The organism is Modestobacter marinus, from assembly GCF_011758655.1.
Taxonomy (GTDB): Bacteria; Actinomycetota; Actinomycetes; order Mycobacteriales; family Geodermatophilaceae; genus Modestobacter; species Modestobacter marinus.
Genome location: NZ_JAAMPA010000001.1, coordinates 2802420 through 2821807 on the forward strand (window position 1 = coordinate 2802420; position 19388 = coordinate 2821807).

General features: G+C 74.6%; 19 protein-coding genes. 7 read left to right on the forward strand and 12 right to left on the reverse strand.

The genetic code is table 11. From position 1 onward, the window contains the following. Positions 1-5 precede the first annotated feature (5 nt). Positions 6-2351 (reverse strand): HelD family protein, encoded by a 2346-nt coding sequence (locus tag FB380_RS13255; RefSeq protein ID WP_208382838.1) that lies wholly within the window; start codon positions 2349-2351, stop codon positions 6-8. A gap of 154 nt (positions 2352-2505) precedes the next feature. Here FB380_RS13255 and FB380_RS13260 point away from each other — a divergent pair, with 154 nt between their 5' ends. After that, positions 2506-3240, forward strand: a complete 735-nt coding sequence (locus FB380_RS13260; RefSeq protein WP_166755436.1) for an alanyl-tRNA editing protein — start codon at positions 2506-2508, stop codon at positions 3238-3240. Positions 3241-3283: 43 nt separating this feature from the next. Here FB380_RS13260 and FB380_RS13265 read toward each other — a convergent pair whose 3' ends face one another. After that, entirely contained in the window at positions 3284-3856 is a 573-nt protein-coding gene (locus FB380_RS13265) for a mycothiol transferase (RefSeq protein ID WP_166755437.1), read from the reverse strand. Between the two features lie 38 nt (positions 3857-3894). Further along, the gene (locus FB380_RS13270) at positions 3895-4320 is read right to left on the reverse strand and encodes a DUF1810 domain-containing protein (protein ID WP_341800174.1); all 426 of its coding nucleotides are present in this window, start codon (positions 4318-4320) and stop codon (positions 3895-3897) included. A 118-nt stretch (positions 4321-4438) separates the two neighbouring features. Between FB380_RS13270 and FB380_RS13275 the strand changes: the two genes are divergently transcribed. The 3 genes from FB380_RS13275 to FB380_RS13285 are packed head-to-tail and all read left to right on the forward strand — an operon-like array spanning position 4439 to position 7301. Then, positions 4439-5593 carry an acyl-CoA dehydrogenase family protein gene (locus tag FB380_RS13275; protein ID WP_166755439.1) on the forward strand — a complete coding sequence of 385 codons (1155 nt, stop codon included), beginning with the start codon at positions 4439-4441 and terminating at the stop codon, positions 5591-5593. Then, complete coding sequence (locus tag FB380_RS13280; protein ID WP_166755440.1) at positions 5590-6651, forward strand: acyl-CoA dehydrogenase family protein; 1062 nt, start codon at positions 5590-5592, stop codon at positions 6649-6651. Before FB380_RS13275 ends, FB380_RS13280 begins: the two co-directional genes overlap by 4 nt. Continuing rightward, on the forward strand, positions 6648-7301 hold the full coding sequence (locus FB380_RS13285) for a GNAT family N-acetyltransferase (protein WP_229682252.1): 654 nt from the start codon (positions 6648-6650) through the stop codon (positions 7299-7301). The genes FB380_RS13280 and FB380_RS13285 overlap by 4 nt, the downstream gene beginning before the upstream one ends. On the opposite strand, the gene FB380_RS13290 is transcribed toward FB380_RS13285, so the two are convergent. The 4 genes from FB380_RS13290 to FB380_RS13305 form a co-directional block, all read right to left on the reverse strand. Continuing rightward, positions 7298-7921, reverse strand: a complete 624-nt coding sequence (locus FB380_RS13290; protein WP_166755441.1) for a hypothetical protein — start codon at positions 7919-7921, stop codon at positions 7298-7300. The two genes, FB380_RS13285 and FB380_RS13290, sit on opposite strands and share 4 nt — an antisense overlap. A gap of 177 nt (positions 7922-8098) precedes the next feature. Beyond that, the gene (locus FB380_RS13295) at positions 8099-8863 is read right to left on the reverse strand and encodes a hypothetical protein (protein ID WP_166755442.1); all 765 of its coding nucleotides are present in this window, start codon (positions 8861-8863) and stop codon (positions 8099-8101) included. 10 nt (positions 8864-8873) lie between these two features. Next, the gene (locus FB380_RS13300) at positions 8874-9194 is read right to left on the reverse strand and encodes an EthD family reductase (RefSeq protein WP_188959670.1); all 321 of its coding nucleotides are present in this window, start codon (positions 9192-9194) and stop codon (positions 8874-8876) included. A gap of 82 nt (positions 9195-9276) precedes the next feature. Next, a complete protein-coding gene (locus FB380_RS13305; RefSeq protein WP_166755443.1) occupies positions 9277-10317 on the reverse strand; it encodes a glutathione S-transferase family protein in 1041 nt (346 codons plus the stop codon). An 89-nt stretch (positions 10318-10406) separates the two neighbouring features. Here FB380_RS13305 and FB380_RS13310 point away from each other — a divergent pair, with 89 nt between their 5' ends. Both FB380_RS13310 and FB380_RS13315 read left to right on the forward strand, forming a co-directional pair. Further along, positions 10407-10640: a hypothetical protein gene (locus FB380_RS13310; protein WP_166755444.1), complete on the forward strand. Its 234-nt coding sequence runs from the start codon at positions 10407-10409 to the stop codon at positions 10638-10640. Positions 10641-10875: 235 nt separating this feature from the next. After that, positions 10876-13524 (forward strand): ExeM/NucH family extracellular endonuclease, encoded by a 2649-nt coding sequence (locus FB380_RS13315; RefSeq protein ID WP_229682251.1) that lies wholly within the window; start codon positions 10876-10878, stop codon positions 13522-13524. An 82-nt stretch (positions 13525-13606) separates the two neighbouring features. On the opposite strand, the gene FB380_RS13320 is transcribed toward FB380_RS13315, so the two are convergent. After that, the gene (locus FB380_RS13320; protein ID WP_166755446.1) at positions 13607-14464 is read right to left on the reverse strand and encodes a formate/nitrite transporter family protein; all 858 of its coding nucleotides are present in this window, start codon (positions 14462-14464) and stop codon (positions 13607-13609) included. Between the two features lie 91 nt (positions 14465-14555). Next, positions 14556-15146, reverse strand: a complete 591-nt coding sequence (locus FB380_RS13325) for a helix-turn-helix domain-containing protein (protein ID WP_166755447.1) — start codon at positions 15144-15146, stop codon at positions 14556-14558. A 66-nt stretch (positions 15147-15212) separates the two neighbouring features. Here FB380_RS13325 and FB380_RS13330 point away from each other — a divergent pair, with 66 nt between their 5' ends. Then, complete coding sequence (locus FB380_RS13330; protein WP_166755448.1) at positions 15213-15836, forward strand: class I SAM-dependent methyltransferase; 624 nt, start codon at positions 15213-15215, stop codon at positions 15834-15836. Between the two features lie 5 nt (positions 15837-15841). Here the strand turns inward: FB380_RS13330 and FB380_RS13335 are convergent, their stop codons facing one another. From FB380_RS13335 to FB380_RS13345, 3 genes are all read right to left on the reverse strand, one after another. Continuing rightward, complete coding sequence (locus FB380_RS13335; RefSeq protein WP_166755449.1) at positions 15842-16465, reverse strand: hypothetical protein; 624 nt, start codon at positions 16463-16465, stop codon at positions 15842-15844. A 149-nt stretch (positions 16466-16614) separates the two neighbouring features. After that, positions 16615-18492 carry a glycoside hydrolase family 15 protein gene (locus FB380_RS13340; protein WP_229682250.1) on the reverse strand — a complete coding sequence of 626 codons (1878 nt, stop codon included), beginning with the start codon at positions 18490-18492 and terminating at the stop codon, positions 16615-16617. After that, a complete protein-coding gene (locus FB380_RS13345; RefSeq protein WP_166755450.1) occupies positions 18489-19382 on the reverse strand; it encodes an SDR family oxidoreductase in 894 nt (297 codons plus the stop codon). Before FB380_RS13345 ends, FB380_RS13340 begins: the two co-directional genes overlap by 4 nt. Between the last annotated feature and the right edge of the window lie 6 nt (positions 19383-19388).

Consider the following 19388-nt stretch of genomic DNA (forward strand, 5'->3'; position numbering starts at 1 on the left):
CCCGGTCAGTCCCCGGTGCCGCCGGCCTCGGTGAGCCGGTCCAGCTCGCCGGGCAGCTCGCCGGGGTGCAGCACGGTCAGCCGCTGGGTGGGGCGGGTGAGCGCCACGTACAGGTCGCTGTGCCCGCGCACGCCCTCGGCCAGCACCGCCGCCGGGTCGACCAGCAGCACGGAGTCGAACTCCAGGCCCTTTGCGTCGGCGGGCACCAGCACCACCGGCCCGGCCGAGGAGTCCGCGGCCGGGCCGCTGGAGACGGACGGCCAGCCGGCACGCAGCCGGCCGACGACGTCGTCGACCCGGCTGGGCGGCACGACGACCGCGACCGTGCCGCCGGCGGTGGCCAGCTCGGCGGTCACCTCGGCGACCCGGGGCAGCAGCGTCGCCTCGGTCACCCGCTCGGCGACCGGCGGCACCCCCGTGCTGCGCACCGACCGGGGCGCGGTGGTCCCGGCCCCGCCGGCGGCCAGCACGTCGGCGGCCACCGCCATGACCTCCGCCGGGGTCCGGTAGTTCACCGTCAGCTGGGCCAGCCGCCACTGCACGCGGACGTGCGGCGTGAGCACCGCACCCCAGTCGGTCGCGCCGGCCAGGCTGCCGGTCTGGGCCAGGTCGCCGACCACGGTCATCGACCGGGTGGGGCACTTGCGGGCCAGCAGCCGCCAGGTCATCGCCGACAGCTCCTGCGCCTCGTCGACGACCACGTGGCCGAACGTCCAGGTGCGGTCGGTCGCGGCCCGCTCGGCGGCCGACCGGACGTCCACCTCGGCCTCCCGGTCGGCGAGCATCTCGGCGTCCAGCAGGTCGCCGGCGGTCAGCTCCTCGCCGTCCTCGTCGTCGTCCAGGTCGGTGGACCGGGAGCCGTACAGCAGGTCGAGGGTCTCCTGCGCCTCGTCCCGGGCCTGCCGGCGGCGCCGGGCCTCGCGGGCCCGGTCGGCGCTGTCGTCGTAGCCGAGCAGCTCGTCGGCCTCCTCCAGCAGCGGCACGTCGGCCGGGGTCCACGGCGTGCCCGCCGGGCGGGCGAGGAGGGCGCGGTCCTCCTCCGTCCAGCCCTTCGTCGCCCGCTGGATGCGCTCGGGGGAGGCGAGCAGGTCACCGAGCAGCTGTTCCGCGGTGAGCACCGGCCACATCTCGTCCACCAGCGCCCGGACGGCGGTCTCCCCGGCGATCTCCGAGCGCAGCGCGTCCAGGTCCCGGGAGTCCAGCAGGCTGCCGCCGCCGCGCACGTCGGCGCCGATCCGGTCGGCGTAGCGCTGGGCCACCAGGTCGACCAGCGCGCGGCGGAAGGCCGGCCGGCCCAGGTTGTGCAGCCGGGAGGCGCGCCGGCCGGTGGTGCGGCAGCGGGTGAGGTCGACCGACCGCAGCTTGATCGGCACCCCGTCGATGCGCAGCTCGCGCACGCCGCGGGGCACCGTCTCCCGGTCGCGGACGGCGGCCTTGAGCACGTCGACCATCGCCAGCCGGCCCTTCACCTCCGCCACCTGCTGGCTCTCCGAGCCGCGGGCGTCCAGCCCCGGGCGCAGCTGGCCGAGCCCGGCGAGCAGCACCCCGGTCTCGCCGAGCGCGGGGAGCACGTCGGCGATGTAGCGCAGGAAGGTGGGGGTGGGCCCGACGACCAGCAGGCCGCTGCGGGCGAGCCGGTCGCGGTGGGTGTAGAGCAGGTAGGCCGCCCGGTGCAGGGCCACCGCCGTCTTCCCGGTGCCCGGGCCGCCCTGCACCACCAGCACCCCGCGGGCGTCGCTGCGGATGATCGCGTCCTGCTCGGCCTGGATGGTGGCCACGATGTCGGCCATCCGGCCGGTGCGCTGGGCGGTGAGCGCCGCCATCAGCGCGGCCTCGCCGGTCAGCGCCGGGCCGTCGGTGTCCTCCGGGCGGACGGTGAGCACCTCGTCGTTGACCGCGGTGACCGCCCGGCTGCGGGTGCGCACGTGCCGGCGGCGCACCACGCCCTCGGGGCGGAACGGGGTCGCGGTGTAGAACGGCCGGGACGCCGGGGCGCGCCAGTCGACCAGCGCCGGGTCACCCGCGGGGTCGTCGGCGGGCAGCCCGACCCGGCCGATGTAGAGCGGGGCCGGCTGCTCCTCGCGGTCCAGCCGGCCGATCACCAGCCCGTGGTCGGCGGCGTCCAGCGCGGTGATCCGCTGCGAGTGGAAGCGCGCGGCGGCCTCCCGCTCACCGAGGGACTGCGGGTTGATCACCGGGCTGGCCAGCGCCTGACGGAAGCGGGTCACGGCCAGCTCGCGGGCGGCGTCCAGCCGGCGGTAGAGGTCGGTGACGGCGACCTGCTCGGCGGCGATGGCCGGGTCGGGGGTGGTGGCCGGGTCGGGGGTGCGGTCCGGGGACGGGCTCGACAACGGGGCTGCTCCTCGGACGGACGGGGTGGGACGCGGACGGGGCGCTGCGGCGACTGGCAACCGTACGTGTTCCGGTGGTCATCCCCGACCCTGCGGCCGAGTGGACTGCGGGTGGACTGGTCCGCACCCCGCCCGTGGCGGGCAGGATGCCGGCATGGCCGCTGCGCACGCCGGACACACCCACCGCCTCGACCTCGCCGACGCGACCGTGCGGGAGTGGGACGCCACCGTGCTGTCCGCCGACCCCGAGCAGGGGATCGTGCTGGACCGCTCCGCGTTCTACCCCGGCGGCGGCGGCCAGCCGCCGGACGAGGGCGTGCTGCTGTGGGGTGGGGTGCGCACCCGGATCGCCGGCACCCGCGCCGGCGACGAGCTGTACCTGCTCCCGGTCGAGGGCGACCCGCTGCCGCCGGTGGGGACGGCGGTGCGCGGCGCCCTGGACGACGAGCGGCGGACGGCGCTGATGCGCACCCACTCGGGGCTGCACGTGCTCACCGGCGTCGTCTTCCGCGACTTCGGGGCGCTGGTCACCGGCGGCAACATGGAGCCGCTGACCGCCCGGATGGACTTCGACCTGGCCGAGGTGCCGGCAGACTTCAAGGACCGGGTCGCCGCGTCGGTCAACGCCGAGCTGGCCGCCGACCGCCGGATCGAGGTCAAGGAGCTGCCGCGCGAGGAGGCGTTCGCGATCCCGGACATCATCCGGACCGCCACCAACCTGCTCCCTCCGGACCTCGAGGTGGTGCGGATCGTGGACATCGTCGGGCTGGACACCCAGGCCGACGGCGGCACCCACGTCGCCTCCACGGCGATGGTCGGCCGGGTCGAGGTCGTGAAGATGGAGAACAAGGGCCGCGGCTTCCGCCGCCTCCGCGTCCGCATCGTCTGACGTTCCACCAAAATGGCCATTTCGGTGGCACGTGGGCCGGGGGTCAGCCGACGGGGCGGCGGCCGACCCGGGGGTGCCAGCCGGCTGGCGGGTCCTCGCCGACCAGCCCGTCCACCGCCTCGCGCAGCAGGTCGGCGTGCCCGGTGTGCCGGCCGTACTCCTCGACCAGGTCGCACAGCAGCCGGCGCACCCCGGCGGGCTCGCCGTCCGGGCCGGTCAGGTCGGCCCGCTGGTCCATCCCGCCGGCGGCCAGGGCGGCGTCCCACCGGGCGCGGGACCGGGCGACGGCGTCGTCCCACAGTGCGTAGAGCCGCTCGGGGGAGTCGTCCGCGGCGGAGGTGAAAGCCCAGTCGCCACCGGCCCACTCCGACTCCCACGGCTCACCGATCGGTGCGCCGCTCAGCCGCCCCGTGGAGACGTCGTCCTCCACCAGCGCCAGGTGCTTGAGCAGGCCGCCGAGGGTGAGGGCGGAGACGCCGACCCGGGCCTGCAGCCCGGCGGCGTCCAGGTCGGCGGCCTTCCAGCGGAAGGTGGTCCGCAGCCGGTCCAGCGCCCCGAGCAGGTGCTCGGCCTCGGTGCCGGCGAAGGGCGGTTCCCAGGGGGTGTCGTCGTCCATGCCGGCACCGTAGGGCCGGGGGCCGACGGATCGTCGTCCTACAGCCGCGACGTCGTCGCCGGGTCCGGAGCGCCGGCGAAGTACTGGGCCAGCACCTGCTCGAACAGCGGCTCGTCGGGCGCCGCCCGGGCGAACAGGGTCATCGACGAGCGCAGCTTCTGCGCGTCGATCGACCCCAGGACGGCGACCGGGTCTCCTGTGTCCAGCTCGGTGAGCGCGTGGGCGCACGCGTGCAGCCGGGGGCCGAGCACCGGGTGGGCCAGGTAGGCGCGGGCCTCGTCCAGCCCGCTGATCGCGTACCGCTGCGCCATCGCGCTGCTGCCGAGGCCGGTGAGCTGCGGGAACATGAACCACATCCAGTGGCTGGTCTTGCGCCCGGCGCGCAGCTCGGCCAGCGCCTGGTCGTGGGTGCCGCCGGCGTCCTGCGCGTCGACGAACCGGGAGAGGGAGAAGGGATCGGTCACCCGGCCACCCTGCCCCCCCCCCCCCCCCCCCCCAGCGGGCCGGGACACACGGCAGCCGGTAGAACCGACACCAGGCCCAGCACGCGACCGGGCGCCACACCGACGTGGGGAGCACTGCATGGGCAGCAACTCGTTGACGCTGGCGCCCGCGCCGCGCTCGGCCGCCGCGGAGGAGGTGCGGGCCGAGGTGCGCGAGTTCCTCGCCGCCGAGCTGGCCGCCGGGAGCTTCACGACGCACGTGGACACCTGGCTGTCCGGGGTCGACCCGGCGTTCTCCCGCAAGCTCGGCGAGCGCGGCTGGCTGGGCATGACCTGGCCGAGGCAGTACGGCGGGCACGAGCGGACGGCGATGGAGCGCTACGCGGTGACCGAGGAGCTGCTGGCCGCCGGCGCCCCGGTGGCGGCGCACTGGATCGCCGACCGGCAGTCCGGCCCGAACCTGCTGCGCTACGGCACCGAGGCCCAGCGCGCCGAGATCCTGCCCCGGATCGCGGCGGGGGAGTGCTACTTCGTGATCGGCATGAGCGAGCCGGACAGCGGCTCGGACCTCGCCTCGATCCGCACCCGGGCCACCCGCAACGGCGACGGTGACTGGGTGGTCAACGGCGCCAAGGTCTGGACGTCGAACGCGCACACCTCGCACTACGCGATCACCCTGGTGCGCACCTCACCGGCCGACCCGGCGAACCGGCACGCGGGGCTCTCCCAGCTGCTGGTCGACCTGTCGCTGCCCGGGATCACGGTCAACCCGATCCGGATCCTCGACGGCGGCCACCACTTCAACGAGGTGGTCTTCGGCGACGTCGTGATCCCCGGCGACATGCTGCTGGGGGAGGAGGGCGCGGGCTGGCACCAGGTGACCGCCGAGCTGGCCTTCGAGCGCTCCGGGCCGGAGCGGTTCCTGTCGACCTACCCGCTGATCGCCGAGTTCGCGCGGCGCGCCTCCGATCCTGCCCAGCTCGCCGCCCTCGGCCGGATCTCCGCCCGGCTGCTCGCGCTGCGGCAGCTGTCGCTGCGGATCGCCGGCGCCCTGGACCGCGGCGAGCTGCCCGACATCCCGGCCGCCCTGGTCAAGGACGTGGGGACGACGTTCGAGGCCGACGTGATCGACGAGGTGCGCCGGGTGGTCGACGTCCCGGCGTCGCTGGACTCACCCGACGCGCTGGGGCGGGCGCTGGCCGAGGCGCAGCTGCACGCGCCGGGCTACACGCTGCGCGGCGGCACCAACGAGATCCTGCGCGGGATCGTGGCACGAGGACTGGGGCTCCGATGAGCGACGTGGACCTGGTCGTCGAGACCGTCCGGGACATCCTGACCGGGTACGAGCCGTTCGTGCTCACCGCCGAGCGGCCCTGGGACGCCGGGCTGTGGTCGGCGCTGGCCGAGGCCGGGCTGACCGGGGTGGGGGTGCCCGAGGAGGCCGGTGGTTCCGGCGGGGAGCTCGCCGACGCGGTGGCGATCGTCGGGGCGCTGGCGGCCGGGGCCGCCGCGGTGCCGGTGGCCGAGCAGCTGCTGGTGGCCGCCCCCGCCGTCCTGGCCGCCGGCCTCGACCTGCCCGCGCCGGAGGAGCCGCTGTCGATCGCGGTGGACGGCGCGGTCACCGCCGAACCGCGGGACGACGGCGACGGCCCGGGCAGCTGGACGCTCACCGGCACCGCCACCGACGTCGCGTGGGCCGGGGTCGCCCGGCACCTCGCCGTCCTGGCGAGCAGCCCGGTGGGGCCGGTGCTGGCGCTGGTCGACGTCGCCGGCCGGGACACCACGCACGCGGCGAACCTGGCCGGGGAGCCGCGCGGCTCGCTGGTGCTGCAGGGGGTGACGTCGGCCGGGGCGCTGCTGACCGACGCGCAGGCCGAGCGGCTGCGGGCCCGGTACGCGCTGGCGCGGGCGGTGCAGCTGTCGGCGGCGCTGCAGCAGGTGCTGGCCTGGACCGTCCAGTACGCCGGCGAGCGGCAGCAGTTCGGCCGGCCGCTGGGGAGGTTCCAGGCGATCCAGATGGAGCTGGCCGAGATGGCCGGTGAGGTGACCGCGGTGGCCGCGCTGGTCGACGCCGCGGTGCAGGCGGTCGAGCGCGACGAGTCGCCGGTGCTGGCCGCCGCGGCGGCGAAGGTGCGGGCCGGGGCGGCGGTGGAGGTGGTCGCCCGGCTGGCGCACCAGGTGCACGGCGCGATCGGCTTCACCCAGGAGCACCGGCTGCACCACCTCACCCGGCGCTGCTGGTCGTGGCGCGACGAGGCCGGCACCGAGACGGCGTGGGCCCGGGTGCTCGGCGCCGGGCTGCTCGCCGACGGGCCCGACGCCCTCTGGCCGGCGCTCACCCGCGTCGTGTGAGGGACGGCCCCCGTGCCCCCTCGCGCGGGGGCCTGATCCGCCCCTACCGCCGCACGGACCGGGCGGCGGTCTACGACGTCTGCGTGCGCACCGCCGACGCCGGGGGCGACGCGCGGGGCCGGTGGTCCACCGACGACCTGATGCCCGACCTGTTCGCCGGCCCGTACGTCGACCTGGAACCGGACCGGGCGTTCGTGCTGGACGACGGCGAGCGCGTGGTCGGGTACGTGCTGGGCACCGCGGACACGGCCGGCTTCGTGCCGGCCTGGCGGTCACGGTGGCTGCCGCGGCTGGCCGACCGGTACCCGGCGCCGACCGGCCCCCCGCAGACGCCGGAGGAGCGGATGGTGTCGATGCTGCACCGGCCGGAGCGGATGCTCGTGCCCGAGCTCGCCGCGTACCCGGCGCACCTGCACATCGACCTGCTGCCCGAGGTGCAGGGCGCCGGCTGGGGCCGGGCGCTGATCGAGGTCTTCTGCGCCGCGGTCGCCGGGGCGGGGGCGGCCGGCGTGCACCTGGGCGTGGACCCGGCCAACACCCGCGCCCTCGGCTTCTACGCCCGGCTCGGCTTCACCCCGGTCGCCGTCCCGGCGCTGCCGGGCGCGGTCTTCCTCGCCCGTCCGACCGGCGCTCCTGCCGCCGCGGACTAGACGGTCTCGGGGATGCGGAGGTGGGCGACGGCGATGTCCAGGTCGGCGACCTCGGTGATCCGCCCGCCCATCGACCGCGCGTACTCCATGCGCAGCGCGTCGGCGCGCTGGCCGGCGGCCAGCATCGCCTCCCGGTCGGCGTAGGCGACGGCCAGCACGGTGCCCCCGGAGACCCGGTCGATCATCAGGTTGGCGCTGCAGAAGCCGGTGAGCTCCTCGATCCGGGGCAGCAGGGCCATCCGGAAGGTGGCGACGTCGTCGTCGAGCGCGCCGGGGTTCGGCCGCGAGCTCCAGATGAGCCGGCAGACGGCGTCGTCGCCGGTGGGCTGCACCCGGTGCAGGACGGCGACCTCCCACTGGGCCACCACCGGCACCGCGCCGAGCAGCTGGCCGAGGCGGGCGCGGTCGCGGCGCATGCCCTCGGCGCTGCCCAGCATCGACTGCTCGTCCGCCCACCCGCTGGTGACGATGCAGCGACCGGTGCGGCGGCCGACGAGCATCGACAGCCCGGTGCAGCCCGGGAGGTCGGTCGTCGCCGGGAGCCACTCGTCCCGGACGAAGTCGATCGCGTCGTCGATCGCACGCGGGTTGCCGCGGAGGGTGGTCGTCCGTGCGTACATGGGCTGCCTCCTCGCCTCCGGCGCCGCCCCCGGCGACGCCGCCGTGCAGCGAACTGTGCTCGCCGGGTGGGGCCGCGGCTCGGCCTCCGACGGGCTCCGATCGCAGCGCGCGGCGTTGCGTCACGGCCCGCTGGCCGAACAGCACGCTCTGCGGCAGTTGATCGTGCGGGGACGCGGTCAGCGGGTCGTGCTGACCGACCCCGGCCACTCCGCGGTCGCCTCGCCCAGCGCCACCGCCGTGGCCAGCCGCAGCGTGCCGCTCAGCCACACCAGCAGGTCGTGCAGCCGCAGCCGGGTCAGGGGCACCTCGAGCAGCTCGGCCGCCGCCTGCTCGAGCGCGGTGAAGGCGGCCTCGTTGGCGCGGAGCTCGCGGTGGACGACCGCCGCCGTCCCGCTGTCGCCCTCGCGCAGGTGCGGCACCGTCTGCAGCCAGGTGGCGCGGTGCAGCAGCGGCACCAGGTCGGGACGGCGGTGGTGCAGCGCGGCCGCCACGTGCCGCCGCTGCGGTTCGGGCAGCTCGCCCAGACCGCGCAGGGCGGCCCCGACGGTGCCCGGCTCCCCGAGCACCGAGAACTCGTCGTCCGGCAGCTCCCAGAAGGCACGCCCGGCCGCGCGCCCGGCGACGGTGGCGGCCACGGGCTGCGCCGCGTCGAGGGCGCCGCGGACCGCCGACCAGGCGTCGGGGTCCAGCCGGCCGTGCAGCCCCTCGGCCACCAGCACGTCCTCGTCGCCCAGCGGGCCGGCGGGCACCGGGCGGGCGTCGAAGCGCTCGTAGCCGAAGGCCGGCACCTGCACCCACCGGCCGTCCCGCTCGTTGGGGGAGCGGTACCGCAGTGGCCGCCGTCCCCGGGCGTAGCCGAGGACGGCGGCCAGCGCGGTGCCCCACGGCAGGAGGACGGGCCCGGCGCTGGGGAGCGCGAGGTCCGGCCGGCCGGTGAGCACGGTGGGGAGGTCAGCCGGCCGGGCTGAGGTCGTCCAGGTCGAAGCTCGACATGGACGCCCCGCCGGTGGCGAAGGTGGCCACGTCGGCGCCGGCGGCGCGGCCGGCCTCGGAGCCCATGCCGGCGCCCATCGCGTCGGCGGACTCGAAGTCCAGCTCGGCGATCAGGTACGGGCCGGGTGTGGTGGGGTCCATCGACCGGGGGTGGCCGGTGGTGAACCGCAGCAGCCCGGGGATGGCCTGCGCCAGGCCCACGTGCACGTCCCGGTAGTGCGCGTCGAACTCCGTGGGGTCGGCCGGCTGGCCGTACTGGACGATCAGTCTGTGCACCACTGCGCCACCTCTCCTCGGTCCGCGGGCTCCGCTGCCCGGGACACCGTGGTCAGCCAACCAGGGCTCCCGGGCTGCGGCGCGCTCAGCGGTGGCCGATGCCGCCGGGGCCGTGCTCGGGCGGGATGACCTCGGCCTCGATCGGCGGCCCGGGCGGGGTGCCGTCGCCGAACGGGCGCCCGCCGAGCTCCTCGCGGCCGTGCGGGGTGAGCCAGACCGACGTGTCCGGGCCCATCGGGATGATCTGGGTCGGGTTGATGTCGGCGTGCACCACGTAGTAGTGCTCCTTGATCTGCGGGAAGTCGGTGGTGTCACCGAAGCCCGGGGTCTGGAACAGGTCGCGGGCGTAGCCCCACAGCGCCGGCAGCTCGGTGAGCTTGTTGCGGTTGGCCTTGAAGTGGCCGTGGTAGACGGCGTCGAACCGGGCCAGCGTGGTGAACAGCCGCACGTCGGCCTCGGTGATCGTCTCGCCCATCAGGAACCGGCGGGTCGACAGCCGCTCCTCCAGCCAGTCCATCGCCGTCCAGAGCCGCTCGTAGGCGCTGTCGTAGGCACGCTGGGAGCCGGCGAAGCCGCAGCGGTAGACGCCGTTGTTGACCTCGGTGAAGACCCGCTCGATCACCTCGTCCATCTCCGCCCGCAGGTGCTCCGGGTAGAGGTCGGGGGCGCCGTCGCGGTGGAACGCCGTCCACTCGGTGGAGAAGTCCAGCGTCATCTGCTTGAAGTCGTTGGTCACGACGGCGCCGGTCGGGACGTCGACCATCGCCGGCACCGTGATGCCGCGCGGGTACTCCGGGTCGCGGGCGAAGAACGCCTCCTGCAGCCGCTCGTACCCCAGCACCGGGTCGCGGCCGTCGGGGTCGAGGTCGAAGGTCCAGCTGCGCTCGTCGTGCGTGGGTCCGCAGATGCCCATGGAGATGGCCTGCTCCAGGCCCAGCAGGCGCCGGACGATCGCCGCGCGGTTCGCCCACGGGCAGGCCCGGGCGATGACCAGCCGGTACCGGCCGGCCTCCACCGGCCACCGGCCGTCGCCGTCGGCGGTGATCCGGTCGGTGATGTAGTTCTGGTCCCGCTGGTAGTCCTGGCCCGGTTCGACGTAGCCACTGCCGCTGTTCTTGGTGCTCACCCCTCAAGCGTCGCCGACCGGCGGCCCGGCCGCAGGATCTGGCGCGTCGGGCGCGCCGCCCGCCGCGCGGGCGGGGCTAGCCTCTGAGCATGGCCGCCCCCTTCCGCCCGCCCTGGTTCGGCAACCGGGGAGTGCAGCTGCTGGCGGGCGTGGCCGTGGCCTACAACCTCGTCGCGATCGCGCTGCGGCTGGTCGACGGCGAGTGGGGCGAGGCCTTCCTGAGCTTCGCGTGGACCGTCGTCTTCGGCTACGTGCTGGTGGAGTCCCTGCGGTTCCGCCAGCAGCAGGAGAGCGACGCCGGCCAGGACCCCGCCACCGACTGAGCGGGCGGCCCGGCGACCGAGCCGGACGGCTGTCGCCCACCCGGAGACCGGGGCGCTGAGGGCGGCCGGGCCGGGGCGGCGCCAGACCCTGCCACACTCCTGGCTGTCACCTGAACGTGTGATGAGTCACATCGGCGTGTCATCCTTTCGTCACTTACCGTCAGCGAGTCGTTCGCAGTCCGGGCCCAGGCTGTGCGCGCTCGCCGACCCGCTCGCCCCTCCGAGAGGAACCTCCGTGCCCCTCCCCACCGGCACCGCCCGCACCGCCGTGCGGCGCGCGACCCTGGGCGTTGCAGCGACGTCCGCCGCCGTCCTGGCGGCCATCGCCGTCCCGGCCGTCGCGGTCGCTGCTCCGCCCACCACGCCGTTCATCTCCGAGCTGCACTACGACAACGCCGGCGGTGACGTCGACGAGTTCGTCGAGGTGCAGCTCCCCGCCGGCACCAGCTCGGCCGGCCTGAGCATCGTGTTCTACAACGGCAGCGGAGGCGCCGGCTACGGCACCGTCGCGCTCCCGGACGTGACCGCCCCGGCGGACGCGCCGGTGGTGGTCGCGGTGGCCGGTCCGAGCAACGGCATCCAGAACGGCGCTCCCGACGGGCTCGCGCTGGTCCGCGGGACCGAGGTGCTGGAGTTCCTCTCCTACGAGGGCACGTTCACGGCGACGAACGGTGCGGCCAGCGGCACGACGAGCACCGACATCGGTGTCAGTGAGAGCGGCAGCGAGCCGGTCGGGCAGTCGCTGTCCCGCAGCTACGACGCCGCCACCGACGCGCTCGTCTGGTCGGGTCCGGCGACCGCCACGAGGGGCGCGCTGAACGCGGCTCCGCCTCCGGTGGACCCGCCGCCGGCCGAAGGCGAGGTCTGCGACACCCCGGTGACCAACGAGATCGGCGAGGTCCAGGGCTCCGGTGCGACCACCCCGCTGGACGGTTCCACCGTCACCGTGCAGGGCGTCGTCGTCGGCGACGTCCCCGGGCTGTCGGGCTTCTACCTGCAGGACCCCGAGGGTGACGGCGACGCCGCCACCTCCGACGGCGTCTTCGTCTTCTCCTCCGTCGAGGTCGACCTGGGCGACACCGTCGCGGTGACCGGTGCGGCCCAGGAGTACTTCGAGCAGACCCAGGTCAGCGCCGGGGCGGACGTCGGCGTCTGCGCCGACGGCACCGCAGCGGACCTCCCGGCGGCGACCCCGCTGGACCTGCCCGCCGACGACGCCGCCCGTGAGCGCCTCGAGGGCATGCTCGTCGAGCCGGTCGACACCCTCACCGTCAGCGAGGTCTACGACCTCACCAGCTACGGCGAGCTGACCCTGTCCGAGGGCGGCCTGCTGGTGCAGCCCACCGAGCTGGCCCGGCCCGGCGCCGGCGCGGAGGCGATCGCGGCCGAGAACGCGCTGCGCAGCATCACCCTGGACGACGCGCTCAGCAGCCGGGTCAGCGTGACCACGGCCCCGTACCTGTCGCCGGAGACCCCGGTGCGGGTCGGCGACGAGCTGGCCTTCACCGAGCCGCTGGTGCTCGGCTACGGGTTCGACGCCTGGCGGCTGCAGCCGGCCGACGGCACCGCGGACGGCGTCTTCGCCCCGCAGAACACCCGTCCGGCCGCGCCGGGCGAGGTCGGTGGGGACGTCCAGCTGGGCGCGTTCAACGTGCTCAACTACTTCCTCACCTTCGGTGGGGTCGGTCGCGGAGCCGACGACCAGGCCGAGCTCGACCAGCAGGCCGGCAAGATCGTGCCGGCGATCAACGCCCTGGACGCCGACGTGGTGACGTTGATGGAGATCGAGGACACCGACTCCACCGGGCTCACCCCGGGCAACGCCGACACCGCGCTGGCCGACCTGGTGCGCCGGCTGAACGCCGCCGCCGGCTCGGAGAAGTGGGCGTTCGTGCCGTTCCCGGAGGAGCTGTACGCCGTCGACCGCGACGTCATCCGCAACGCGATCATCTACCAGCCCGCCGCCGTCACCCCGGTCGGCCCGTCGGTCGGTCTGGTCGACGAGTCGGTCTGGTCCAACGCCCGCGAGCCGATCGCCCAGACGTTCACCGCCGAGGGCGACGACTTCACCGTCGTCGCCAACCACTTCAAGTCCAAGGGCGGCACCGGCACCGGGGACAACGCCGAGACCGACGGGCAGGGCAACTTCAACGGTGACCGGGTCCGGCAGGCGCAGTCGCTGGCGGCCTTCGCCGAGCAGCTGGAGGCGTCCACCGGCGACCCCGACGTGATCCTGATGGGCGACTTCAACGCCTACACCCAGGAGGACCCGATCGAGGTCCTGCGCACCGCGGGCTACACCGACCTCGGCGAGCAGTTCGACGAGGGCCGGTACAGCTACGTGTTCGACGCGCTGTCCGGTTCGCTGGACCACGCGCTGGCCACCGACGAGCTGACCGCCAAGGTCACCGACCTGGTGCACTGGAACATCAACTCGGTGGAGTCCTTCGCCTACCAGTACTCCGGGGGCCCGGAGCTGTACGCGGCCGACCCGTACCGCTCCAGCGACCACGACCCGCTGCTGCTGGGCATCGACCTGCAGCAGGAGGAGCCGGAGCCGCTGCTGTGCCAGGGCCTGGAGCCGACCATCGTGGGCACCGACGGCGACGACGTGCTGCGCGGCACGAACAAGCGTGACGTGATCATGGGCCTGGGTGGCGACGACACGATCACCGGTGGCAACGGCGAGGACGTGATCTGCGGCGGCGACGGCGACGACACGATCTCCGGTGGCAACGGCGACGACGTGCTGCTGGGCGGTGCCGGGGACGACGTCCTCCGCGGCGAGAACGGCAGCGACACGCTGATCGGCGGCCCGGGCACCGACGTCCTCGACCAGGGGCGCGGCAAGGGCTCCCAGCAGCAGGACGGCGCGGAGTCCTGACCCAGGGGTGACCGGCCCCTGAACGGCACGACGGCGGCGTCCCACCGAGGTGGGGCGCCGCCGTCGTCGTGTGCGGAGGGGGTCAGCCGCGTTCTGCCGGCTCGACGGGCTTCTCGGTCCGTTCCTCCTCGTCCTCCGGCTGGTCCTTGAGGAACAGGTACCAGTAGGACGTCGACACGAAGACCACCGCGCCGACCAGGTTGCCCGCCCCGGCCAGCAGCCAGTTGAGCGCTGCGTCGTCCCAGCCGAGGTCCGGGACGCCGGCGAAGATCGCCGCCGGCAGGAAGAACATGTTGGCGATGACGTGGTCGAAGCCCATCGCGACGAAGGCCATGATCGGGAAGAAGATCGCCAGGATCTTGCCGGAGACCGTCGTGGCCGCCAGGGACATCCAGACCGCGAGGCAGACCAGCCAGTTGCAGCCGACCGCGCGGAGGAAGGTCTGCCAGGCCGTCTCGCCCAGCGCCTTGCCCTCGGCGATCGAGGCCAGCCGCTCGTAGGTGAGCCCGCCGGTGCCGGTGGCGGCGGAGTCCCCGATCACCCCGGTCTGCACGGCCAGGAAGAAGGCGACGAAGAGGGCGCCGGCCAGGTTGCCGATCAGCACCAGGGACAGGTTCTTGGCGACGTCGCCGACGCCGATCTTGCCGCGCATCGCCCCGAGCGGGACCAGCGCCATGTTGCCGGTGGCGAGGTCGGAGCCGGCGACGAGCACGAGGACCAGGCCGAGGGTGAAGGTCGCGCCGGTGAACAGCGTCGGCAGCGTCCCCCACGTCTCCGGGTCCAGGCCGGAGGAGACGACGATGGCGACGAGCCCGCCGAAGGCGATGTAGGCACCGGCGAGGAAGGCGCTGACCAGCACCTTGTCCCAGGTGCGTTGGGTCTTCTTGGCCCCGGTCGCGGCCGCGACCTGGGCGATCTCCTTGGGTGCGCGAGCGGGCAAGGCGTACCTCCTGGGGATGGACGGGGCGGCCCGTGGTCTCAGGCCCGGAGGGGACCAGCCTCCCGAAGACCGCGCGGTCCCGCTCGGTGAGTCAGTCGCCGCTGCCCCGGGGCCGGGCGCGCACGTGCATCCGCTCGCCCTGCGGGCCGAACAGCGCCAGCAGCTCCAGCGGGGCCGGCCCGGGGTTGGTCAGGGCGTGCGGCACGTGGGTGTCGAACTCGACGACCTCGCCCGGGGTGAGCTCCAGCCGCTGGTCGCCGAGGAAGAGCACGAACCGGCCGTTGAGCACGTAGACCCACTCGTAGCCCTCGTGCGTCTTGAGCTCGACCGGACCGCCCGGCCAGCCCGGCGGCATGATCATCTTGTAGGCCTGCAGCCCGCCGGGGCGCCGGGTGAGCGGCAGCATGGTCATGCCGTTGCGCTGCACCGGCCGGGGCTGCACGCGGGGGTCCTCGGACGGCGGCTCGTCGAGCAGCTGGTCCAGCGGCACCTGGAGGGCGCGGGTCAGCGGCAGCAGCAGCTCCAGCGTCGCCCGGCGCTGCCCGGACTCCAGCCGGGACAGCGTGCTGACCGAGATGCCGGTGGTCTCCGACAGCTGGGTCAGCGTGGTGTCCTTCTGCTGACGGAGGGCGCGCAGCCGGGGACCGACCGCCTGGACCACGGCGTCGACGTCGTCGCTCATGCCGTCAGTTTGCCGGAGTGGCAAGCATGTTTGTCAACCGATCGGTGCTGCGGTCACCCTCGCAGCATGAGGGACACGGACCTGCCCGCCGAGGAGTTCTGGGAGTCGTTCTACGCCGCGCGCGAGCGCGTGTGGAGCGGACGCCCCAACGTCGCCCTGGTCGACGTCGTCGGCCCGCTGACCCCGGGGACGGCGCTGGACCTGGGCTGCGCCGAGGGCGCCGACTCGGTCTGGCTGGCCGCCCACGGCTGGACGGTGACCGGCGTCGACCTCTCGGCGACCGCCCTCGCCCGGGCGGCCACGCACGCGGCGGAGGCCGGCGTCGCGCTCGACCTGCAGGTGCACGACCTGGCGCAGAGCTTCCCCGACGGCCGCTTCGACCTGGTCTCCGCCTGCTTCCTGCAGTCGCCGGTCGAGTTCCCGCGGACCCGGGTGCTGCGGCGCGCCGCCGGGGCCGTCGCGCCGGGCGGTCTGCTGCTGGTCGAGCACGGGTCGGCGCCGTCCTGGTCGTGGGCGCCGCCGGACCTGGTGTTCCCGACCCCGGAGCAGGCGCTGGCCGAGCTGGACCTCGACCCGGCGGAGTGGACGACCGAGCGGCTGGGCGCACCGGAGCGGGAGGCCACCGGCCCGAACGGGGAGACCGGCGTCCTCACCGACATCGTGCTCGCGCTGCGCCGCCGGGCGGGCTGAGCCGGTCAGGCCATCTCCGGCACGCGCAGGTGCGCCACGGCCAGCTCGAACTCGGCGACCTCGGTGACCCGCAGGCCCATCGCGGCGGCGAAGTCCGCGCGCATCGCCGAGCCGATGTCCCGCGACCGCACCAGGTCCTCCCGGCCGGCATAGGTGATCGCCGTCGCCGCGCGGCCGGTCTCCCGGTCGACCAGCAGGCTGACGCTGCAGAAGCCGGTCAGGTCGGTCATCCGCGGCAGCAGGCTCAGCCGGAAGGCGTCGACCATCCTCTCGAGCTCCGCCGGGTCGCTCTGGGTCCAGACGACCCGGGTGCAGGCGCCGTCAGTGGTCGGGTGCTCCCGGTGCAGGACGGCGATGTCCCACTCGGCGACCTCCATCTGCTCGGCCCGCATCACGTCGACGGCCCGGTCGCGGAGCTCACCGACGGCCACCGCGCTGGCCCGCATCGCCTCGTGGGTGGCCCAGGCGGCGGTGACGATGCAGCGGCCGGAACCCCGATCGGCGAGCATCGACATGCCCACGCAGCCGCTCATCCCGCGCAGCATCGGCCACACGGCGTCGCGGACGTACTCGATGCCCTCGTCGACGGCCCTCGGGTCGCCGCGCACCGTGGTGGTCCTGGCGCGCATCTCCGTGCTCCTCCCTGGCGGCGCCCGGGCGGCCCCGCCGCGAGGTCGAGGGTCCTCGTGCGGCGCACCTGTCGAGGGGTTCGCGCACCGCGCTCGGCGTCGTACGGCGCGTGCGCACGCTCCGCGCCCCGCCGCGCACGGGGCGCTGCTCAGTCGGCGGCCGACGCCTCGGAGACGGTGATCGCGGCGTTGACCAGGGCCAGGTGGGACAGCGCCTGGGGCAGGTTGCCGAGCAGGTCACCGGTCGCCGGGTCGAGCATCTCGGTCAGCAGCCCGACGTCGTTCGGGGTGCTCATCAGCTCCTCCATCAGGTCGCGCGCCTCGTCCACCCGGCCGCACAGGGTCAGCGCGGAGACCAGCCAGAACGAGCAGGCCAGGAAGACGCCCTCCTCCTTCGCGGCACCGGTGAAGCGGTACAGGTGCGGGCCGGCGCCCAGCTCGGCGCGCAGCGCGTCCAGCGTGCGGCTCATCCGCTCGCCCCGGTCGAAGCCGCTGATCGCGTGCAGCACGATCGAGGCGTCCAGCTGGTCGGTGCCCGAGTACCAGACGTAGGCGCCGCGCTCCTCCGACCAGCAGTTCTCCTCGACCCACGCGCGGATGTGCTCGGCCTCGCTGCGCCAGCGGGCGTCGTCGCCGGGCACCTGCCCGCTCTCGGCCAGCTCGACCGCCTTGGTCAGCGCCATCCAGCAGCCCAGCTTCGAGGTCGTGTAGTGCCGGTGCTCGGGCAGCTCCCACATGCCGGAGTCCTTGCTCCGCCACCGGTCGCAGGCCAGGTCGGCGATGCCGGCCAGCAGCCGGCCGGTGTGCGCGTCCAGCACGTTCCCGTGCTCCACGTACAGCGCGACGATGGCGAACAGGTCACCGAAGACCCCCAGCTGCAGCTGACCCGCGGCGTCGTTGCCGCTGACCACCGGGGTGGCACCGCGCCAGCCCGGGACGTCGCGGGACTCCGCCGTCGGCACGAGCCCACCGTCCAGGGTGTAGACGACCTGCGGCTCGGGGCCGTGCCGGCGGATCGTCGACAGCAGCCAGCTGATCGCGCCGTGCGTCTCCTCGCGCAGGCCGAACCGGAACAGCGCGGTCAGCGCGTAGGCGGAGTCGCGCACCCACGCGTAGCGGTAGTCCCAGTTCTTCTCTGCGCCCATCTTCTCCGCGCCCAGGCCCTCCGGCAGCGAGGTGGTGGCGGCCGCCACCATCGACCCGCTCGCAGCGTGGAGCAGCAGCTTGAGGGTGAGCGCACTCCGGCGGACGGCGGTGTCCCAGGGGCCGTCCCAGTCGAAGGTCCGCATCCACGCCGACCAGTTGTCGATGGTGCGGTCGACCCCTGCGTCGATCACCTCGGCCGGTGGCAGGAACAGCGGTTCCCCCTCGGTGCCGACCAGGCCCAGCAGGTGCCGGGAGCCCGGGGAGGTGGCGTACCGGACCTCGATCCGCCGGTCGCCGTCCTCGACCGAGCGGGCGCCCAGCGTGCGGACGGCGAGGGTCAGGTCGTCGACCCGGAGCACCGCGCCGCGCGCGGTCTGGTGCACCCACGGCGAGGCGGTGTTCAGGCAGGTGCCCGGACGGACCGCTGCCCGCAGCTCGACGTGCCCGTCGACCCCCTCGATCCGGCGGGCCAGCTCCGACCACGGCAACCGGCCGGCGGTGCCGCTGTTGAGCGAGTCGGTGACCCGCACGCTGCCCGAGGCGGTGGTGAAGGTCGTGGTGAGCACGTTGGTGTCCGCCACGTACGCGCGGTCCACGGTGAACTCCTCGACCGGGCACAGCTCGATGCACCCGCCCTGCTCGGCGTCCAGCAGCGCGCCGAACACCGGGACGCCGTCCATCTCCGGCAGCGGGAGCCAGTCGACCCGGCCGTCGCGGGCGATGAGCGCGATCGTGCGGCCGTCCCCGATCGCGGCGTAGGAACGCAGGTCGGCGTAGCCGTCGGCGTCCCGTTCGTCGACCGGGCCGGCGCCGGCGCCGTCCGCACCCCAGTGCAGGGCGGGACGGCGCCGGGTGTCGTGCGGCTGGTGCACCGACGTCACGGGGTCGGCATCCCACCGTTGACGTTGAGGGTCTCGCCGGAGACGTAGCCGGACTCCGGGGAGGCGAGGAAGACGTAGGCCGGGGCGAGCTCGGCCGGCTGGCCGGCGCGGCCGATCGGGGTCTCCTGACCGAACTCCGGGAGCGCCTCGGTGGGCTGGCCGCCGGAGGCCTGCAGCGGCGTCCAGAACGGTCCCGGCGCCACGACGTTGACCCGGATGCCCTTGGGGGCCAGCTGCTGGGCCAGCGCCTTGCTCATCGTGTTGATCGCGGCCTTGGTGGTCGCGTAGTCGACCAGGCCAGGGGAGGGCTGGTAGGCCTGGATGGAGCTGGTGTTGATGATCGAGGCGCCGGCGGGCAGGTGCGGCAGCGCCTCCTGGACGATCCAGTACAGCGCGTAGACGTTGGTCTTGAACGTCGCGTCGAACTGGTCGCTGGTGAGGTCGGCGAGGTCGTCGACGTAGGTCTGCTTGCCGGCGACGTTGGCGATGAGGTCCAGCCCGCCGAGCTCGTCGACGGCGGTGCGCACCAGCGCCCGGGCGGCGGTCTCCTCGGAGATGTCCGAGGGGGCGAGCACGGCCTTGCGACCGGCCTCCTCGACGAGTGCGGCCACCTGCTCGGCGTCGGACTGCTCGCTGGGCAGGTAGTTGAGGACGACGTCGGCGCCCTCCCGCGCGAAGGCGATCGCGGCGGCGCGGCCGATGCCGGAGTCGGCGCCGGTGACCAGGGCCTTGCGCCCGGTGAGCCGTCCGGTTCCGCGGTAGCTCTGCTCACCGTGGTCGGCGCCGGGCTGCAGCTCCGTGGTCAGGCCGGGTGCGTCCTGGGACTGCTCGGGGAACCCGTCGGTGCGGTACTGGGTGGTCGGGTCGGTGAAGGTGAACTGGTCGGCCATGGCATC

What these genes read in the sequence shown, in the direction of transcription:
- FB380_RS13260 (WP_166755436.1), top strand. Translation starts at nt 2,506, where the DNA reads ATGGCCGCTGCGCACGCCGGACACACCCACCGCCTCGACCTCGCCGAC.
- FB380_RS13265 (WP_166755437.1), bottom strand. Translation starts at nt 3,856, where the DNA reads ATGGACGACGACACCCCCTGGGAACCGCCCTTCGCCGGCACCGAGGCC.
- FB380_RS13275 (WP_166755439.1), top strand. Translation starts at nt 4,439, where the DNA reads ATGGGCAGCAACTCGTTGACGCTGGCGCCCGCGCCGCGCTCGGCCGCC.
- FB380_RS13280 (WP_166755440.1), top strand. Translation starts at nt 5,590, where the DNA reads ATGAGCGACGTGGACCTGGTCGTCGAGACCGTCCGGGACATCCTGACC.
- FB380_RS13290 (WP_166755441.1), bottom strand. Translation starts at nt 7,921, where the DNA reads ATGTACGCACGGACGACCACCCTCCGCGGCAACCCGCGTGCGATCGAC.
- FB380_RS13310 (WP_166755444.1), top strand. Translation starts at nt 10,407, where the DNA reads ATGGCCGCCCCCTTCCGCCCGCCCTGGTTCGGCAACCGGGGAGTGCAG.
- FB380_RS13325 (WP_166755447.1), bottom strand. Translation starts at nt 15,146, where the DNA reads ATGAGCGACGACGTCGACGCCGTGGTCCAGGCGGTCGGTCCCCGGCTG.
- FB380_RS13330 (WP_166755448.1), top strand. Translation starts at nt 15,213, where the DNA reads ATGAGGGACACGGACCTGCCCGCCGAGGAGTTCTGGGAGTCGTTCTAC.
- FB380_RS13335 (WP_166755449.1), bottom strand. Translation starts at nt 16,465, where the DNA reads ATGCGCGCCAGGACCACCACGGTGCGCGGCGACCCGAGGGCCGTCGAC.
- FB380_RS13345 (WP_166755450.1), bottom strand. Translation starts at nt 19,382, where the DNA reads ATGGCCGACCAGTTCACCTTCACCGACCCGACCACCCAGTACCGCACC.